This is a genomic window from Streptomyces cucumeris (assembly GCF_024295805.1).
GTDB lineage: Bacteria > Actinomycetota > Actinomycetes > Streptomycetales > Streptomycetaceae > Streptomyces > Streptomyces cucumeris.
Window position 1 is genome coordinate 142891 of sequence record NZ_JANCLX010000001.1, and the last position, 17706, is coordinate 160596.

The following is a 17706-nucleotide window of genomic DNA, read 5'->3' on the forward strand; positions in this document are numbered from 1 at the left end:
GCGGCGAATGAGCCGTATTGCGATGGTTTACAGATTCACGTCGTTTGGTCGGTTGTGTCCAACCGACTGGGTTGCCGGTTGTTCATGAGGACGTGCCCGGAGCCTAAATGGTTCATGCCTGAAAGGGAACGTGATGTGTGCGTCACCCCAACGGGCTATCGAACGTACGAGCGAAACATGTGATGGCTGGACTAGCATGGACGTTTCACGGGTGGCGGCACAAAGGCTCTATCAAGCCTCGGTACCCTCTGACGGGCGACCCAGCCACACCGTGCCCACAGTCGGGCCAACCAAGAAATTCAGCGAGGAGCGAACCGCGTGACCGCCGACACGTCCGTGCCGTCCACTGCGCTGCTGACCGGAGCAGACCGGGGCGGCTCCAACTACACCGCGCGGCACCTTCTCGTCCTCGAGGGCCTCGAGGCCGTGCGCAAGCGTCCCGGTATGTACATCGGGTCCACCGACAGCCGTGGTCTGATGCACTGCCTCTGGGAGATCATCGACAACTCGGTGGACGAGGCCCTCGGCGGCTACTGCGACCGTATCGAGGTGATCCTCCACGACGACGGCTCGGTGGAGGTCCGGGACAACGGCCGGGGCATCCCGGTCGACGTCGAGCCGAAGACCGGGCTGTCCGGTGTCGAGGTCGTGATGACCAAGCTGCACGCGGGCGGCAAGTTCGGAGGCGGCTCCTACGCGGCCTCCGGCGGTCTGCACGGCGTCGGAGCCTCCGTGGTCAACGCGCTCTCCAGCCGTCTGGACGTCGAGGTGGACCGCGACGCCAAGACCCACGCGATCAGCTTCCGGCGCGGGGTGCCCGGGATCTTCACCGAATCCGGCCCCGACGCGCCCTTCGACCCCTCCAGCGGCCTCCTCAAGGGCAAGCGGGTTCCCAAGACGCGCACCGGCACCCGTATCCGTTACTGGGCGGACCGGCAGATCTTCCTCAAGGACGCCAAGCTCTCCCTGGACACCCTGTACGCCCGTGCCCGTCAGACCGCCTTCCTGGTCCCCGGCCTCACTCTGATCGTCCGGGACGAGCGCGGTCTCGACGGGGAGACCGGACCGGTCGAGGAGACCTTCCGCTACGACGGCGGCATCAGCGAGTTCTGTGAGTACCTCGCCCAGGACAAGGCCGTCTGCGATGTGCAGCGTCTCTCCGGACAGGGCACCTTCAAGGAGACCGTGCCGGTCCTGGACGAGCGCGGCCATATGACGCCCACCGAGGTCACCCGTGAGCTCGCTGTCGACATCGCGCTGCGCTGGGGCACCGGCTACGACAGCACGGTCAAGTCCTTCGTCAACATCATCGCCACCCCCAAGGGCGGCACCCACGTCTCCGGGTTCGAGCGTTCGATCACCAAGACCGTCAACGAGGCGCTGCGCAGCACCAAGACGCTGCGCGTCGCCGAGGACGACGTCGTCAAGGACGACGCCATGGAGGGCCTGACGGCGGTGGTGACCGTGCGGCTGGCCGAGCCGCAGTTCGAGGGGCAGACCAAGGAGGTGCTGGGCACCTCGGCCGCCTCCCGGATCGTGGCCAATGTCGTCGCCAAGGAGCTGAAGGCGTTCCTGACCTCCACCAAGCGGGACGCCAAGGCACAGGCCCGGGCCATCCTGGAGAAGGTCGCCGCCGCGGCGCGCACCCGGATCGCGGCCCGTCAGCACAAGGAGGCGCAGCGCCGTAAGACCGCGCTGGAGTCCTCCTCGCTGCCCGCGAAGCTGGCCGACTGCCGCAGCGACGACGTGGACCGCAGCGAACTGTTCATCGTCGAGGGCGACTCGGCGCTGGGTACGGCCAAGCTGGCGCGGAACTCGGAGTTCCAGGCACTGCTGCCGATCCGTGGCAAGATCCTGAACGTTCAGAAGGCGTCGATCTCCGACATGCTGAAGAACGCCGAGTGCGGTGCGATCATCCAGGTGATAGGAGCCGGTTCGGGCCGCACCTTCGATATCGACCAGGCCCGCTACGGCAAGGTGATCTTCCTCGCGGACGCCGATGTCGACGGCGCCCACATCCGGATCCTGCTGCTCACCCTCTTCCAGCGCTATATGCGGCCGATGGTCGAGCAGGGGCGGGTCTTCTCGGCCGTGCCGCCGCTGCACCGGGTCGAGCTGGTCAATCCCAAGCGGGGCCAGTCGAAGTACATCTACACCTACTCCGACAACGAGCTCCGGGAGACGCTGCTGGACCTCCAGCGCCGCGGTGTGCGCTACAAGGACGGCATCCAGCGCTACAAGGGTCTCGGTGAGATGGACGCCGACCAGCTCGCGGAGACCACGATGGATCCGCGCCACCGCACCCTGCGGCGTATCAACATCAGCGACCTGGAGGCGGCGGAGCAGGTGTTCGACCTGCTCATGGGCAACGAGGTCGCGCCGCGCAAGGAGTTCATCACCAACTCCGCGGCCACCCTGGACCGTTCGCGCATCGACGCCTGACCGGCACCCGGCCTGATGGCTGAGGGCTCTCCACCCGCGGGTGGAGAGCCCTCAGCCATCAGCGGCCCCGGGACCCACCCCGGCTCCGATCCGCACCGGCCCCGCCGGTCCGTAGCGTCCCCGGGAGTAGTGATGTCCCTCTCGGAGGCTCTGTGTGATGTCCGGATTTCCCCATGCCGTCGTGATCGCCGCGGTGATCGTCGCCGTGATCGTCCGTCAGTTCCGCCCGCGGAGGGTGGCCGAGGACGTACGGCGCTGGTGGGCGCTGCCGGTCGTGCTCGGCGCGCTGGCGCTGCGCGAACCGGGGCTGATCGACCACCGTCACCATCTGGCGTCCGTGGCGCTGCTGGTGGGGGATCTGCTCGTCGGCGCCCTCACCGGGGCCGCCTGGGCCTGGACCAGCCGGGTCTGGACGGATGAGTCCGGCGCGGTCTGGGCACAAGCGGGGAAGGCCACCGCGGCGGTCTGGGCCGGTGGTCTGGTGCTCCGGCTGGCCCTGGCCGGAGCGGGCGCGCTCGCGGGGGTGCGCCAGGAGAACGGTGCGATCATGCTGACCCTGGCGGTGTCGCTGCTGCTGAGCGGTGCCGTCGCCGTTCTGCGGAGCGCCGGCCCGGAGGGGATGACGCTCGGCGTGGAGAAAGGCGCGTTCGGTCGATGAGAGCGGCAACGCGGTGGCCGTCACGGCAGGCGCTGTCGGGTCAGGGACTGCCCAGGATCCGGCGGGTGCTCGACATCTGCGGCTGGACGACCGCGGTGTGCTGGCTGGTCCGGGGGCTGTTCCGCGACGAGGGCCTCCCGGGGTGGGAACGGGCGGTGCTGATCGGCGCGCTGGCCGGGTGCACGGTCGCGCTGTTCGTCTTCCGCCGGGTCACCCTGGACCACCGGCTGCTGCCCGCCGTGGCGCTGATGGGCCTGCTGATCGGCGCGGGGGCGGCTATGCGGGCGGCCGGTGCCGACCACCCGGCGGACGTGCTCTGGGGCGCCGTCGCGATCGTCGCGATGGAGCGGCTGCCGCTGCTCGCGGGGGCGGTCTGCGGGGGCATCGCGATGGTGTCCTCGGTGCTCACCAGCGCCGATCCCTCGGCGGGCGGTGTCATCACCGGCGCCGGTCTGCTGCTCATCGGCTACACCCTCCGCCTCGACAGCGACGCCCGGGGCAACGGCTACCGGCTGCTCGACCAGGAGCGGGCCGCCCGGCGCGCCGAGGCCGAGACGGCGGCGCTGGCCGAACGGGCCCGGATCGCCCGCGAGATCCACGATGTGCTGGCGCACAGCCTGTCCGCCCAGCTCGTCCACCTGGAGGCGGCGCGGCTGATGATCGAGTGCGGAGAGGATTCCGCCAAGGTCCTGGACCGTGTGGTGGCCGCGCGGGGGATGGCCCGCGAGGGGCTCACCGAGACCCGGCAGGCGCTGTCGGCGCTGCGCGGTGAGATGGTGCCGGTCGAGGACTTCCTGCGGGACTCCGCGGCGGCCGAAGGGGCCGGGTTCGCCGCCGAGGGGGAGCGGAGGCGGCTGGGCGCCGAGGCGGGGCTCGCGGTGCGCCGGGTCGCGCAGGAGGCGCTGACCAACGTCCGCAAGCACGCGCCGGGTGCGCGAGTGCGGCTGCGGCTGGTCTACGCGGAGCGTGAGGTGTCGCTCGAGGTGAGCGACGACGGCGCCCGCGAGACCCCGCCGGCCGCCGGTCTGGCCGCTACGGGCTCCGGGTACGGTCTGCTGGGGATGCGCGAACGCGCCGAACTCCTCGGCGGCACCCTGGAGGCGGGGCCGGAGGGGCAAGGGTTCACCGTGCGGCTGACGGTGCCGCTGTGAACGGGGCGGAAGCGGTGAACGAGATGGCACGGGCTCGCGGGGGCGCGTGGCGCACGGGAGGTTTGAGGGGGCGTGGGCGCAGAAGCCGACGGCCCGGGGCGGAAGAGGTGCCGCGGGGTACGGCCGCGGCAACCGAGGGGACGGTGGACGGGTGAGGGACGATGGCACGGGAGCGGCGCCGCCGGTGACCGCGCGGGTGGTGGTGGCCGACGACCAGACCGTGGTGCGCGAGGGCATCGTGATGCTGCTCGGCCTCCTCCCCGGTATCGAGGTCGTCGGAGCGGCCGGTGACGGCGAGGAGGCACTGCGGCTGGTCGCCGAACTGGCCCCCGACGTCGTCCTGATGGATCTGCGGATGCCGCGCTGCGACGGGGTCGAGGCCACCCGCCGGGTGCGTGCCGCCCATCCGGACACCCAGGTCGTCGTGCTGACCACCTACGCCGACGACGACTCGCTCTTCCCCGCGCTGCGCGCCGGGGCCCGCGGCTATCTCACCAAGGACGCCGACGCGGACGAGATCCTGCGGGCCGTCCAGGACGTGATGTCCGGGGACGCCGGGCTCTCCCCGAAGGTGCAGCGGATGCTGCTGGAGCGGCTCGCCGAACGCGACCGGCCCGCTCCCGCGCCCCGGCCGTCCGGTGCCGTGACCGGTGTGCCCGGCGCGCTGCCCGACGGCCTCACCCCACGCGAGGCGGAGGTTCTGGCGCTGGTCGCGGAGGGATTCTCCAACGCGGAGATCGCGCGCGGTCTGCACGTCGCCCCCGCGACCGTGAAGACCCACATCAACAACCTCTTCTCCAAGAGCGGTGTACGCGACCGGGCCCAGGCCGTCCGCTACGCCTACCGGCACGGCATCGCCCGGCCACCAGGGGACACTTCCGAGCCGTTCGTCACCTGAGTCACCTGATGGGGTGAACGTCCGGTATTGAAGGGTCCGGGATCTTCCCTGTCTGTCCATCCTTGGGCACGCGGCCGATGCGGCAGTGAACAAGGAGTTTTCGGGTGGACATGCACAACGCGCGCGATACGGGAGCGGCCCGGCTGGACGATCCCTGGTACGACGCGCTCGCGTCCGGCTGGGGAGAGCCGGACGACACCGACAGCAGACCCCGGCGGGTGAGCCCGCCGGCCGCGGAGGACGTGTACACGGAGGTGCACGGCAGCGCCGCGTTCCAGGAAGTGCGCAGGCGCTACCGCCGGTTCGTGTTCCCCGCGGCCGCCGCGTTCCTCCTGTGGTATCTGGTCTATGTCGTCGCGGCGACCACGGCCCCCGATCTGATGGCCCGCCCCGTGGTCGGCGCCCTCAACGTCGCGATGGTCGCCGGGCTCGCCCAGTTCGCCACCACCTTCCTCCTCACCTGGGCGTACGCCCGCCACGCACGGCTGCGCCGGGACCGGGTCGCGCTCGAACTGCGCTGGGTGACCCAGGAGATGATGCGGGGGCACGGGCGGTGACCGGCAACCAACAGAGCCTGGCGCTGCTGCTCTTCGGCGTCTTCGTGGCCGCCACCCTGGGGATCACCACCTGGGCGGGGCGCCGCCGGCATGGCTCACCGGAGGAGTTCTACGCGGGTGGACGGCTCTTCTCGCCCATGGAGAACGGTTTCGCGATCGCCGGTGACTACATGTCGGCCGCGTCCTTCCTCGGCGTCTCCGGGCTGATCGCGCTCTTCGGCTATGACGGGGTCCTCTACTGCGTCGGCTTCTTCGTGGCCTGGCTGGTGGTGCTCCTCCTGGTGGCCGAACTGGTCCGCAACTGCGGCCGGTTCACCCTCGCCGACGTCCTGGCCGCCCGGATGCGCGAACGTCCGGTCCGGATTGCCGCAGGCATCTCCTCGGTCACGGTCTGCGTGCTCTACCTCATCGCCCAGATGGTCGGCGCGGGCAGCCTGGTCGCACTGCTGCTCGGTGAGACCGGCACTCATGCCCGCACCTGGACGGTCATCGGCGTGGGCACCCTGATGGTGGTCTTCGTGGCGCTCGGCGGGATGCGCGCCACGACCTGGATCCAGATCGTCAAGGCCGCGCTGCTCATGGGCGGGGCGGTCGCGCTGACGGTCCTCGTCCTCATCCGCTTCCACGGTGACGTCGACGCGCTGCTGAGTTCGGCGGCGCGCCACAGCGGGCACGGCTCCGACTTCCTCGCCCCCGGCCTCAAGTACGGCGGCGACTGGACCGCGCGGCTGGACTTCGTGAGCCTGGGACTGGCCCTGGTGCTGGGCACCGCGGGGCTGCCGCACATCCTCTCGCGCTTCTACACGGTGCCCACCGCCCGTGCCGCGCGCCGCTCGGTCATCTGGTCCATCGGCCTGATCGGCGGCTTCTACCTGATGACGATCGTGCTCGGCTTCGGCGCGGCCGCGGTGCTGGGCACCGATGCCGTACGGTCCTCCAACGCGGCCGGGAACACCGCCGTCCCGCTGCTCGCGCTGGATCTCGGCGGCGGCGCCGGGTCGACCGGGGGCACGGTGCTGTTCGCGGTCGTCGCCGCCATCGCCTTCGCCACCATCCTCGCCGTCGTCGCGGGCATCACCCTCGCCTCCTCCGCCTCCGTCGCCCATGATCTCTACGCCTCGCTCAGCCGCCGGAAGGACCGCACCCCGCGCCGCGAGGTCGCGGTCGCGCGGCTCGCGGCGGTGGGCATCGGCGCCGTGGCGATCGGTCTCGGGCTGCTCGCCCAGGACCTCAACGTGGCCTTCCTGGTCGGGCTCGCCTTCGCCGCCGCCGCGTCCGCGAACCTGCCGGTCCTGCTGTACTCGCTGTTCTGGCGGCGCTTCACCACCCGGGGCGCGGTGTGGTCGGTCTACGGAGGGCTGGTTCCGGCGGTGGTGCTGGTGGTGCTGTCCCCGGTGGTCTCCGGCAGTCCGGGCGCGATCTTCCCCGGGCTGGACTTCCAGCTCTTCCCGCTGGAGAACCCGGGACTGGTCTCCGTGCCGCTGGGCTTCCTCGCGGGCTGGCTCGGCACGGTCACCTCACGTACGACCGCGGACACCGCCGGACACGCGGCCAAGCACGCGGAGACCGAGGTGCGGGCGCTCACCGGGGCCGGGGCGGCGTGAGGGCCGCGGCCGGGTCCGTGCGGCCCGTTCAGACCCACACATAGCGGTGTTCGGGGCGGCCGGTCTCGCCGTACTTGAGACTGAGCCGCACCCGGCCCGTCCGCTCCAGCAGCTTCAGATAGCGCTGTGCGGTCTGTCTGCTCAGCGACGAGCGCTCGGCCACCTCCTGGGCCGACAGCGGTCCTTCGGCGTCCCGCAGCACCTCACGGACGAGATCGGCGGTGAGCGCGGAGTGGCCCTTGGGCAGCTCCGCGGGGCCCGCCGAGGCACCGCCCAGCGCGCCGAAGATCCGGTCCACCTGGTCCTGGCCCGCCTCACCGCCGCCCTCCAGCGCACGGCGCAGCGCGGCGTACCCCGTCAGCTTGGCGCGCAGCCCGGCGAAGGTGAACGGTTTGACCAGGTACTGGAGGGCGCCGTGGCGCATGGCGTCCTGGACGGTCGCGATGTCGCGGGCGGCGGTCACCATGATGATGTCGGTGTGGTGGCCGAGTCGGCGCAACTGCCCCACCAGCGCGAGCCCCGTCCCGTCCGGCAGATAGTGGTCCAGCAGGACCAGATCGGCGTGGCCGCCGCCCTCCAGGAAGGCCAGCGCCTCGGCGGCGGAGTGGGCCCGGCCCGTCACCCGGAAGCCCGGTACCTTGCCGACATAGGCCGCGTTCACCCGGGCCACACGTACGTCGTCGTCCACGACCAGTACGTCGATGGGCGCGGCCGCGCCCGGTCCGTCGGTCATCGTGGCTCTCCTGTCGCCGTCAGCGGTGCCCCGCCCGGTTCCTCGGTCAGTGCCTCGGGAAGGACGACGGTGAACTCCGCGCCCCCGCCCGCACGGTCGGACACCTGTGCGCTGCCACCCTGGCGTTCGGCGAGCCGTCGCACCAGGGCGAGACCGATGCCGCGCTTCCGGTGCGCGGGTGGTTCCTTGGTCGACCAGCCCTCGGTGAAGACCAGGTCGCGCCGGTCGGCCGGAACACCGGGGCCGGTGTCCGCTACGCGCAGGCGCACCGTACGCGTCCCCTCGTCGGCGCGGAGCGCCACCTCGACGCGCGGATCGGGCGAGCCCGTGGCCGCGTCCAGGGCGTTGTCGATGAGGTTGCCGACGATCGTCACCAGACCGGGCGGATCCACCAGCCGGTCCGGCAGCAGGGTGTCCTCACCGAGGACCAGGGAGACCCCGCGTTCGGTGGCGACCGTGGCCTTGCCCACCAGGAGCGCGGCGAGCAGTGGATCGTGGACCTTCTCGGTGACCTGTTCTGCGGTGGCGCGGTGCACCCCGACCGCCTCGGTGATGAACTCCGTCGCCTCCTCGTGCAGCCCCAGTTCGAGCAGGCCCAGGAGGGTGTGCATCCGGTTGGCGTGCTCGTGGTCCTGGGCGCGCAGGGCGTCGATCAGCCCACGGGTGCCGTCCAGTTCGCGGCCGAGCCGCTCCAGCTCGGTGCGGTCGCGGAGGGTGGCCACCGCGCCGCCGTCGTCCGTCGGCATCCGGTTGGCGACCAGGACGCGTCCGCCGGAGACGGTCAGCAGATCGGCGCCGGTGACCCGCCCGGTGAGCACATCGGCCGTACGGCCCGGGGGCAGCACCGACTCCAGCGGCTGTCCGGTGTCCTCGGCGCGCAGGTCCAGCAGCCGCTGCGCCTCGTCGTTCAGCAGCCGGACGCGGCCCCGCGCGTCAAGGGCGACCACACCTTCGCGGATGCCGTGCAGCATCGCCTCACGCTCGGCGAGCAGCGCCGAGATATCGGAGAACGCCAGGTCATGGGTGCGTCGCTGCAATCGGCGGGAGACCAGGTACGCCGCGAGCGCGCCGACGGCGAGCGCCCCGCCCGCGTACGCGAGCATCCCCGGCACCGCGCCGACCAGCCGTCCGCGCACCGTCTCGTACGCGATGCCCACCGACACGGCGCCCACGACGCGGCCGTCCGCGTCGCGCAGCGGCACCTTGCCGCGTGCGGAGCGGCCGAGGGTGCCCTGGTCGATCTGCATGACCTCGCGGCCCGCGAGGGCCTCACTGGGGTCGGTCGAGACATGCCTGCCGATCTCGCGCGGTGAGGTGTGCGACCAGCGGACCCCGTTCCGGTCCATGATCACGACATACTCGGCCCCGGTCGCGCGGCGGATCCGCTCCGCCTCGGTCTGCACCGGTCCGCCGGGGGAGGGGCGGGTGTCCTGGAGCGCCTCGGCCAGCCCGGGCCGGGCGGCCGTGGTCTGCGCGATGGCGAGGGCGCGGCGCATGGCCTGGTCGTCAAGCTGTGAGCCGAGCGGGGCGAGGAAGAGGCCGGTCGCGAGCACGGTGACGCCCGTGGCGATGGCCAGCTGCATCAGCAGGACCTGGGAGAAGACGCGTCGGGGCCATCCGATGCGCCACCTGGTGGCCGCGAGCCGCGGCCGCGGCGGTATCGCGGCGCTCATGGCAACGAAGGGTAACCAAGGGCGCGGGGCGGGGACCGGGCCGGGAGACCCGGGCGGTGCCGGGACCAACGGCCCGGCACTCCTGGCAGGCGCCGCTCACGGCCCCGGTACGGGCCGGGGCGGGGCGGGGTCAGCGGCGGGCCGCCGCCACGGTCCGCGCTCCGGGGGCCGCGGTGTGCGTCGCGCGGATGCCCACGACCTCCATCCGGGCCGGGGAGCCCAGCGCCGAGCCGCAGCTCTCCGGGCGCGGCGGGGCGGACGCGACCTGGGCGACGCTCACCCGCCACTCCCGGCCGTCGCGGTGCGCCACGGTCACCGTCCAGGTGGGGGCCGCGCCCTCGGTCCGTGCCACGGTCAGCGTGTCGACGCCGTACTCGCCCGTGATGGCGCGGACCGCCAGCTCCGCCGTCTGCCCCGGCCGCTCCCAGGCCGAGCGGCCACGGCAGCCCTCGGTCACGACACGGCCGCCGCGCAGCGCCTCGAGCACGTCGTGCACGCTGCGCGCGGTGGCGCGCCCGTAGGTGTAGCCGTGCGGCAGGACGACGAGCGTCGGCGAGAAGCGGTGACCACCGATGTGGGTGACCTCCCAGGTGCCGTCCACCCCGGAGGCGGTGAGCTCGGCGGCGAGCGGGCGTCCGAGGACGGCGCAGCAGCGGTCCCGCTTGCCGTTGGTGCACACGAGCACCAGCGGATCCCCGGTGTACTCCTCCCACTGCCCGGGGGCCCCGTGGCCAGCGGGCTCACCGTCGTCCGGTGCCGCCAGCGTCAGCCCGGCCGGGTCACCGGCGCCCAGCGCCGCGAAGTCGAGCGCGCGCAGCCGTCCGGGGTCGGTGAGGGCGGTGGTGCGGATCCAGGAGCTGCTGGGCCGGGTGTGGGCGACGAACACGCGGTGCCGCGCACCGGTGTGCAGATCGGCGTGCCGGCTGGGGCGGCGGATGAGCGCCACCCGTACGCCGGTGTCCTTGGCGGCGCGCTCCAGCGCGCGTCCCACGGCCGGGTCGAGATGACTGGCCGTGAGGGCCTCGGTGCCCCACGGGCCGGGCTGTTCGACCAGCAGCCAGGTGGGGGCGGTTGCCGCCGTCCCGGCGAGCGGCTCGGACAGGTCACGGGAAGCGGTCGCGCACGTGCTCACAAAGGTAAGCCTAACCTCTCTCAAACGGCATGGCGCGCCGGAGTTGGGACAGCGAGAGCCACATGAGTCACTTCGCGCCCCATGCACCCCACAGCCGGAAGATCACGGTCCGTATGTGACGCCGTACACACGGTTCCGCGATGCGGAAACAAACGGGAGAATGGCGGACACGGGGGGTGGGGAGGCGGGGCCGGGATGAGCGGTTTATGGGCGCGGTGGCGGGGGCGACGGCGAAGACGCGCGGGACGACGGGGGCTGGATCCCGCCCTCGAGTCGATGGTGCGGGCGGCCTATCGCGACGGGCGGCCGCTGCCGGAGCCGCTCGCCCGCGAGGCGGCCCACACCGGTGATCCACAGGGCATGACGGTCTACGGCATCGGGCTCGGCAACCGGGGCGCGTACGCCGAGGCGGTGCACTGGCTGGGCAAGGCGGTCGCCGCGGGGGACACCTCGGCGATGGTGGTCCTGGGCACGCTCCACATGGACCTGGGCAACCTGGAGGAGGCGGAGCGGCACTTCCGCCGGGCGGCCGGCCGGGGACACGCCGGTGCCCGCGTCGCCCTCCAGCAACTGCGCGCCCGCCGCAACGGCAGCGGACCCTGACCGCCACACGAGCGGCGGCCGCCCTGCCGCATGCTTGAGCGCCCCCTCGCACGGGGCGGCCCCGGCGAGCGCGGCCGTCCATGACCGCGCGGCGTCACGCTCGCGTGGCGCCCTCCGGGCGGCGCCCCACGGACGGGCGCCCCCCCGCGGCCGCGCGGCTCCGACGCGCACATGGGCCCCCGGCGAGTGGCCCCGGGCGCGTGCGGTGTCCACACCTCGCGGGGTCGCTCTGCCCCTCGCGGGGCCGCTCCGTGCGCCCGGCCCATGGGCCCTGGTCCTCCCGCACCCGGTCCTTGCACACAGACGGGCCTCAGCCTCCGCGCCGTCCCCGCGGAGCATGGCATCGACGGACGCGTGGTCTTCGCGCAGGCGCGATGCGTACCGGTCGCCCTCCGTGCGCGCAGCCCCGGGGCCTGTGATCCCTCCCGCGCCTCGCCTCACGCAGGCGCGGACCCACGGACGCCGGCTCCCCCGGACGAGCGGTTCCCGCGCGCGGCTTCCCTGGGCGCGCGGTCCTCCCCGTGAGTGGCCCGGCACCTCTGGTCCCCTCGTGCGCACATCGGCGATGTCCGCCCCGGACGGCGTCACCCTCGCCACGGCGGGGACGTCGGCGGGCGCGCGCCTCCGTACGACTGGCCCACGCCACGCCACGCCACGCGCGACGGGGCGCGGCACCCCGTGGTGCCGCGCCCCGTCCGCCCGGAGCTCCGTCCGGGTCACACCGGTCCGGCCACCACCGTCACCGGCTTGGTGAGGGGCGTGCCCGAGCCGTCGCGGCGCGGGTCCGGTTCGGGGAGTGTCGCCGCCGCTCCGGTCGCCGTCGCCGCGCGGGCCGGTGTGGCGCCCGCCCAGGCGAACACGAGACAGTCCTCGCCCTTCAGGAACCGCTGGCAGCGCACACCGCCCGTGGCCCGGCCCTTGCGCGGATACTGGTCGAAGGGGGTCAGCTTGGCCGACTGCTGTACCGAGTCGTCGAGCGTGCCGTGCCCGCCCGCCACCGTGAACACCACCGCGTCGGCCGCCGGATCCACGGCCGTGAACGAGATCACCTTCGCGCCGGAGGCCAGCTTGACGCCGGCCATACCGCCCGCCGGGCGGCCCTGCGGCCGCACCTGGCTCGCCGGGTAGCGCAGCAGCTGGGCGTCGTCGGTGATGAAGACCAGGTCCTCCTCACCGGTCCGCAGCTCCACCGCGCCCACGATCCGGTCGCCGTCCCGGAGCCCGATGACCTCCAGCTCCTCCTTGTTGGCCGGATAGTCGGGGACCACGCGTTTGACGACGCCCTGCTCCGTGCCGATCGCGAGCCCCGGTGAGGACTCGTCGAGGGTGGTGAGGCAGATCAGCTCCTCGCCCTCCTCCAGCGTCAGGAACTCCGCGATCGGCGCCCCGCCCGCCAGGCTGGCGGGACCCGATTTCTCCGGGAGCATCGGCAGGTCGATCACCGGCAGCCGCAGCAGCCGCCCGGTGGAGGTCACCGCGCCCACATCGGCGCGGGCCGTGGCCGGGACCGCCGAGACGATCACATCGTGCTTGGTGCGCTTGGCTGCCTGCCCCTCGACCGGGAACGGTTCCCCGTTCGCGGTGCGGGCCAGCAGACCGGTGGAGGACAGCAGCACCCGGCAGGGGTCGTCCGCGACCTCCAGCGGCACCGCGGTGACCGGTGCGTTCGCCGACTCCAGGAGCACGGTCCGCCGGGGCGTGCCGAACTTCTTGGCCACCTGGGCCAGTTCGGCGGAGACCAGCTTGCGCAGCTCGGTGTCGGAGTCCAGGATCCGGGTCAGCTCCTCGATCTCCGCCTTGAGCCGGTCGCGCTCCGACTCCAGCTCGATACGGTCGAACTTGGTCAGCCGGCGGAGCGGGGTGTCCAGGATGTACTGCGTCTGGACGTCGGAGAGTTCGAACCGCGCGATCAGGGCTTCCTTGGCCTGCGCCGCGTTCTCGCTGGACCGGATCAGCCGGATGACCTCGTCGATGTCGAGCAGGGCGACCAGCAGGCCCTCGACCAGGTGCAGCCGGTCGCGCCGCTTGCCGCGCCGGAACTCGCTGCGCCGCCGCACCACCTCGAAGCGGTGGTCGAGGTAGACCTCCAGCAGCTCCTTCAGGCCCAGGGTGAGCGGCTGGCCGTCCACCAGCGCCACGTTGTTGATGCCGAAGGACTCCTCCATCGGCGTGAGCTTGTAGAGCTGCTCCAGCACGGCCTCGGGGTTGAAGCCGTTCTTCACCTCGATCACCAGTCGCAGACCGTGCTGGCGGTCGGTGAGGTCCTTGACGTCCGCGATGCCCTGGAGCTTCTTGGAGCCGACCAGGTCCTTGATCTTGGAGATGACCTTCTCGGGGCCCACGGTGAAGGGCAGTTCGGTGACGACCAGGCCCTTGCGGCGGGCCGTCACGTCCTCCACCGCCACCGTGGCGCGGATCTTGAAGGTGCCGCGGCCGTTCTCATAGGCGTCCCGGACGCCGCCGAGTCCGACGATCCGGCCGCCGGTCGGCAGATCGGGGCCGGGCACGAACCGCATCAGCGTGTCCAGATCGGCGCCGGGGTGCTTGATCAGATGACGGGCGGCGGCGATGACCTCGCCCAGATTGTGCGGGGGCATATTCGTCGCCATGCCGACCGCGATCCCGGACGTGCCGTTGACCAGCAGGTTCGGATAGGCGGCTGGCAGGGTGACCGGCTCCTGCTCACTGCCGTCGTAGTTCGGCGTGAAGTCGACCGTGTCCTCGTCGATGGACTCGGTCATCAGCGAGGTGGCCGAGGCCATCCGGCACTCGGTGTAACGCATCGCCGCGGGCGGGTCGTCATTGCCCAGCGAGCCGAAGTTCCCGTGGCCGTCGACCATCGGCAGCCGCATCGAGAACGGCTGCGCCATCCGCACCAGGGCGTCGTAGATCGAGGCGTCGCCGTGCGGGTGGAGCTTGCCCATCACCTCGCCGACGACGCGGGCGCACTTCACGAAGCCGCGCTCGGGGCGCAGCCCCATCTCGTTCATCTGGTAGAGGATGCGCCGGTGCACGGGCTTGAGCCCGTCGCGGGCGTCCGGCAGCGCACGCGAATAGATGACCGAGTAGGCGTACTCGAGGAAGGAGCCCTGCATCTCGTCGACGACGTCGATGTCGAGGATGCGCTCCTCGAAGTCGTCCGGCGGCGGGGTCTTCGTGCTGCGGCGGGCCATCGCGCGTGCGGCTCCTTCAACTGCCGGGGCGGGATCTGACGGCGTCCATTGTGGCCCGCCCCGCCGACAACTGTGGAACGGGCCGTGCATGAGCGTGGTCGCGTCCCGCCCCGGACCGGTCCCGAGGACGCCGTCGGCCCTGCCCGGAAGGGGCCGCCCCGGGGGTCACGGCGGTGGTCCGAGGGCAGTCCGCGCGGTCGAACGGGACCGGAACTTCGCCAGATGTCCATGCGCTTGCATACAGTGACAGGAGCGCTCATCACGCGGCTCGCACCGCCTCCATCACGCGATCGAAGGGACGTACATGCCCATGGGTCACACGGCCACGCAACAGGCCGGCTCCGGCGGCCTGAAAGCGACCGAGCACCGTCTGGCCAACGGACTGCGGGTGGTGCTCTCCGAGGACCACCTGACCCCGGTCGCCGCGATCTGCCTCTGGTACGACGTCGGCTCGCGCCACGAAGTCAAGGGGCGCACCGGTCTGGCTCACCTCTTCGAGCATCTGATGTTCCAGGGCTCGGCCCAGGTGACGGGCAACGGGCACTTCGAGCTGGTGCAGGGTGCCGGCGGCTCGCTGAACGGCACGACCAGCTTCGAGCGCACCAACTACTTCGAGACGATGCCCACCCACCAGGTGGAGCTCGCGCTGTGGCTGGAGGCGGACCGGATGGGGTCCCTCCTGACCGCCCTGGACGAGGAGAGCCTGGAGAACCAGCGGGACGTCGTCAAGAACGAGCGCCGTCAGCGCTACGACAACGTCCCGTACGGCACGGCCTTCGAGAAGCTGGTCGCCATGGCCTACCCCGAGGGCCACCCGTACCACCACACCCCCATCGGCTCGATGGCCGACCTGGACGCGGCGTCCCTGGAGGACGCGCGCGCCTTCTTCCGGACCTACTACGCGCCGAACAACGGGGTGCTGTCGGTCGTCGGGGACATCGACCCCGAGCAGACCCTCGCCTGGATCGAGAAGTACTTCGGCTCGATCCCCTCCCACGACGGCAAGCAGCCGCCGCGCGACGGCAGCCTGCCGGAGGTGATCGGCGAGCAGCTGCGCGAGGTCGTGGAGGAGGAGGTCCCCGCCCGCGCCCTGATGGCCGCCTACCGGCTGCCGCACGACGGCTCCCGTGAGGCCGACGCGGCCGACCTGGCGCTGACCGTCCTCGGCGGCGGTGAGTCCTCCCGGCTCCACAACCGCCTGGTGCGCCGTGACCGTACCGCCGTCGCGGCCGGATTCGGGCTGCTGCGGCTGTCGGGCGCGCCCTCGCTGGGCTGGCTGGACGTGAAGACCTCCGGTGGTGTCGAGGTGCCCGCCATCGAGACCGCGGTCGACGAGGAGCTGGCCCGCTTCGCCGAGGAGGGGCCGACCCCACAGGAGATGGAGCGCGCCCAGGCGCAGATCGAGCGCGAGTGGCTGGACCGGCTGGCCACCGTGGGCGGCCGCGCCGACGAGCTGTGCCGTTTCGCCGTGCTCCACGGCGATCCGCAGCTCGCGCTGACCGCCGTGGAGCGGGTGCTCGACATCACCCCCGAGGAGGTGCGGGCCGTGGCCGCCGCGCGGCTGCGTCCGGACAACCGGGCCGTGCTGGTCTACGAGCCCGTCGAGGGCGCCGAGTCCGCCGATGACGCCGACGACACCGACGCAGAAGGGGAGGCGGCCCAGTGAGCGACGCCGTCACCGCGACCATGACCTTCCACCCGCAGCCCAGCGGCGGCGCCCCCAGGCCGTGGGCCTTCCCGGCGCCCGAGCGCGGTGAGCTCCCCAACGGGCTCACGGTGCTGCGCTGTCACCGCCCCGGCCAGCAGGTGGTGGCCGTCGAGATCAACCTGGACGCCCCGCTGGACGCCGAGCCCGCCGGGCTCGACGGCGTCGCCACCATCATGGCGCGCGCCCTGTCGGAGGGCACCGACAAGCACGACGCCGAGGAGTTCGCCGCCGAGCTCGAGCGCTGCGGCGCCACCCTGGACGCCCACGCCGACCACCCGGGTGTGCGGGTCGCCCTGGAGGTCCCGGTCTCCCGGCTGCCCAAGGCGCTGGGGCTGCTCGCCGATGCGCTGCGCGCCCCTGCCTTCGACGACGGCGAGGTCGAGCGGCTGGTGCGCAACCGGCTGGACGAGATCCCGCACGAGCTGGCCAACCCGGCCCGCCGCGCCTCCATGGCCCTGGCCAAGGAGCTGTTCCCGGCCGAGTCGCGGATGTCCCGGCCCCGCCAGGGCACCGAGAAGACGGTCGAGGGCATCGACGCGGCGGCCGTGCGGGCCTTCTACGAGGCGCATATCCGTCCGTCCACCGCGACCGCCGTCGTGGTCGGCGACCTCACCGGGGTCGACCTCGACAAGGCCCTCGCCGACACCCTCGGCGCCTGGACCGGCGGCGCGGCCGCGCCCCGTCCGGTTCCGCCGATCGTGGCCGACGACACCGGCCGGGTGGTGATCGTCGACCGGCCCGGCGCGGTCCAGACCCAGCTCCTGATCGGCCGGATCGGGGCCGACCGCCACGACCGCGTCTGGCCCGCCCAGGCGCTCGGCACCTACTGCCTGGGCGGCACCCTCACCTCCCGGCTCGACCGCGTGCTGCGCGAGGAGAAGGGCTACACCTACGGTGTGCGCTCCTTCTGCCAGGTGCTGCGGTCCACGGCCCCCTCGCCGTCCGGCGGCTCCGCGGGCGCCGCGCTGCTGGCGATCAGCGGCTCGGTGGCCACCGAGGTCACCGGCCCCGCGCTGGAGGACCTCTGGAAGGTGCTGCGCACCGTGAAGGAGGAGGGGCTGACGGACACCGAGCGCGATGTCGCGGTGCAGAACCTGGTGGGCGTCGCCCCGTTGAAGTACGAGACCGCGGCCGCCGTCGCGGGCACCCTGGCCGACCAGGTAGAGCAGCACCTTCCGGACGACTTCCAGGCGCAGTTGTACGCCCGGCTCGCCGAGGCCGGGACGGTGGAGGCCACCGCCGCGGTGGTGAGCGCCTTCCCGGCGGACCGGCTGGTCACCGTGCTGGTCGGGGACGCCTCGCAGATCGCGGAGCCGGTCCGGCAGCTGGGCATCGGTGAGGTGACCGTCGTCTCGGGCTGACCCCGGCACGACC

Annotated in this window: 13 protein-coding genes; 9 read left to right on the forward strand and 4 right to left on the reverse strand. The window is 72.5% G+C overall.

The annotated features are described in order from the left end of the window. Nucleotides 1–318 precede the first annotated feature (318 nt). The 6 genes from NMK44_RS00795 (at nt 319) to NMK44_RS00820 (ending at nt 7310) form a co-directional block, all read left to right on the forward strand. Complete coding sequence (locus NMK44_RS00795; RefSeq protein WP_254737161.1) at nt 319–2442, forward strand: DNA gyrase/topoisomerase IV subunit B; 2124 nt, start codon at nt 319–321, stop codon at nt 2440–2442. Between the two features lie 157 nt (nt 2443–2599). Further along, entirely contained in the window at nt 2600–3100 is a 501-nt protein-coding gene (locus NMK44_RS00800; protein ID WP_254737162.1) for a DUF1453 domain-containing protein, read from the forward strand. Next, nucleotides 3097–4251, forward strand: coding sequence for a sensor histidine kinase (locus tag NMK44_RS00805; RefSeq protein ID WP_254737163.1), 1155 nt, complete (start codon nt 3097–3099; stop codon nt 4249–4251). The genes NMK44_RS00800 and NMK44_RS00805 overlap by 4 nt, the downstream gene beginning before the upstream one ends. A 151-nt stretch (nt 4252–4402) precedes the next feature. Continuing rightward, the gene (locus NMK44_RS00810; RefSeq protein WP_308358005.1) at nt 4403–5149 is read left to right on the forward strand and encodes a response regulator transcription factor; all 747 of its coding nucleotides are present in this window, start codon (nt 4403–4405) and stop codon (nt 5147–5149) included. Between the two features lie 104 nt (nt 5150–5253). Beyond that, on the forward strand, nt 5254–5706 hold the full coding sequence (locus tag NMK44_RS00815; RefSeq protein ID WP_254737164.1) for a DUF485 domain-containing protein: 453 nt from the start codon (nt 5254–5256) through the stop codon (nt 5704–5706). Next, on the forward strand, nt 5703–7310 hold the full coding sequence (locus NMK44_RS00820) for a monocarboxylic acid transporter (protein WP_254737166.1): 1608 nt from the start codon (nt 5703–5705) through the stop codon (nt 7308–7310). Before NMK44_RS00815 ends, NMK44_RS00820 begins: the two co-directional genes overlap by 4 nt. Before the next feature lie 28 nt (nt 7311–7338). Here NMK44_RS00820 and NMK44_RS00825 read toward each other — a convergent pair whose 3' ends face one another. The 3 genes from NMK44_RS00825 to NMK44_RS00835 form a co-directional block, all read right to left on the reverse strand. Then, nucleotides 7339–8043, reverse strand: coding sequence for a response regulator (locus tag NMK44_RS00825; protein WP_254737167.1), 705 nt, complete (start codon nt 8041–8043; stop codon nt 7339–7341). Beyond that, entirely contained in the window at nt 8040–9716 is a 1677-nt protein-coding gene (locus tag NMK44_RS00830) for an ATP-binding protein (protein ID WP_254737168.1), read from the reverse strand. Before NMK44_RS00830 ends, NMK44_RS00825 begins: the two co-directional genes overlap by 4 nt. A gap of 130 nt (nt 9717–9846) precedes the next feature. Continuing rightward, nucleotides 9847–10848: a ferredoxin family protein gene (locus tag NMK44_RS00835; RefSeq protein ID WP_254737169.1), complete on the reverse strand. Its 1002-nt coding sequence runs from the start codon at nt 10846–10848 to the stop codon at nt 9847–9849. A gap of 195 nt (nt 10849–11043) precedes the next feature. Between NMK44_RS00835 and NMK44_RS00840 the strand changes: the two genes are divergently transcribed. Further along, nucleotides 11044–11451: a tetratricopeptide repeat protein gene (locus NMK44_RS00840; RefSeq protein ID WP_254737170.1), complete on the forward strand. Its 408-nt coding sequence runs from the start codon at nt 11044–11046 to the stop codon at nt 11449–11451. 716 nt (nt 11452–12167) lie between these two features. On the opposite strand, the gene NMK44_RS00845 is transcribed toward NMK44_RS00840, so the two are convergent. Then, on the reverse strand, nt 12168–14624 hold the full coding sequence (locus NMK44_RS00845; protein WP_254737171.1) for a DNA gyrase/topoisomerase IV subunit A: 2457 nt from the start codon (nt 14622–14624) through the stop codon (nt 12168–12170). Nucleotides 14625–14928: 304 nt separating this feature from the next. Here NMK44_RS00845 and NMK44_RS00850 point away from each other — a divergent pair, with 304 nt between their 5' ends. Beyond that, nucleotides 14929–16290: a M16 family metallopeptidase gene (locus NMK44_RS00850; RefSeq protein WP_254737172.1), complete on the forward strand. Its 1362-nt coding sequence runs from the start codon at nt 14929–14931 to the stop codon at nt 16288–16290. Nucleotides 16291–16310: 20 nt separating this feature from the next. Beyond that, nucleotides 16311–17693 (forward strand): M16 family metallopeptidase, encoded by a 1383-nt coding sequence (locus tag NMK44_RS00855; protein ID WP_254737795.1) that lies wholly within the window; start codon nt 16311–16313, stop codon nt 17691–17693. The last annotated feature ends 13 nt before the right edge of the window (nt 17694–17706 follow it).

Excerpts from the sequence above, each read along its gene's own strand:
- NMK44_RS00800 (WP_254737162.1), top strand. The coding sequence starts at position 2,600 with ATGTCCGGATTTCCCCATGCCGTCGTGATCGCCGCGGTGATCGTCGCC.
- NMK44_RS00845 (WP_254737171.1), bottom strand. The coding sequence starts at position 14,624 with ATGGCCCGCCGCAGCACGAAGACCCCGCCGCCGGACGACTTCGAGGAG.
- NMK44_RS00830 (WP_254737168.1), bottom strand. The coding sequence starts at position 9,716 with ATGAGCGCCGCGATACCGCCGCGGCCGCGGCTCGCGGCCACCAGGTGG.
- NMK44_RS00840 (WP_254737170.1), top strand. The coding sequence starts at position 11,044 with ATGAGCGGTTTATGGGCGCGGTGGCGGGGGCGACGGCGAAGACGCGCG.
- NMK44_RS00805 (WP_254737163.1), top strand. The coding sequence starts at position 3,097 with ATGAGAGCGGCAACGCGGTGGCCGTCACGGCAGGCGCTGTCGGGTCAG.
- NMK44_RS00850 (WP_254737172.1), top strand. The coding sequence starts at position 14,929 with ATGCCCATGGGTCACACGGCCACGCAACAGGCCGGCTCCGGCGGCCTG.
- NMK44_RS00825 (WP_254737167.1), bottom strand. The coding sequence starts at position 8,043 with ATGACCGACGGACCGGGCGCGGCCGCGCCCATCGACGTACTGGTCGTG.
- NMK44_RS00855 (WP_254737795.1), top strand. The coding sequence starts at position 16,311 with ATGACCTTCCACCCGCAGCCCAGCGGCGGCGCCCCCAGGCCGTGGGCC.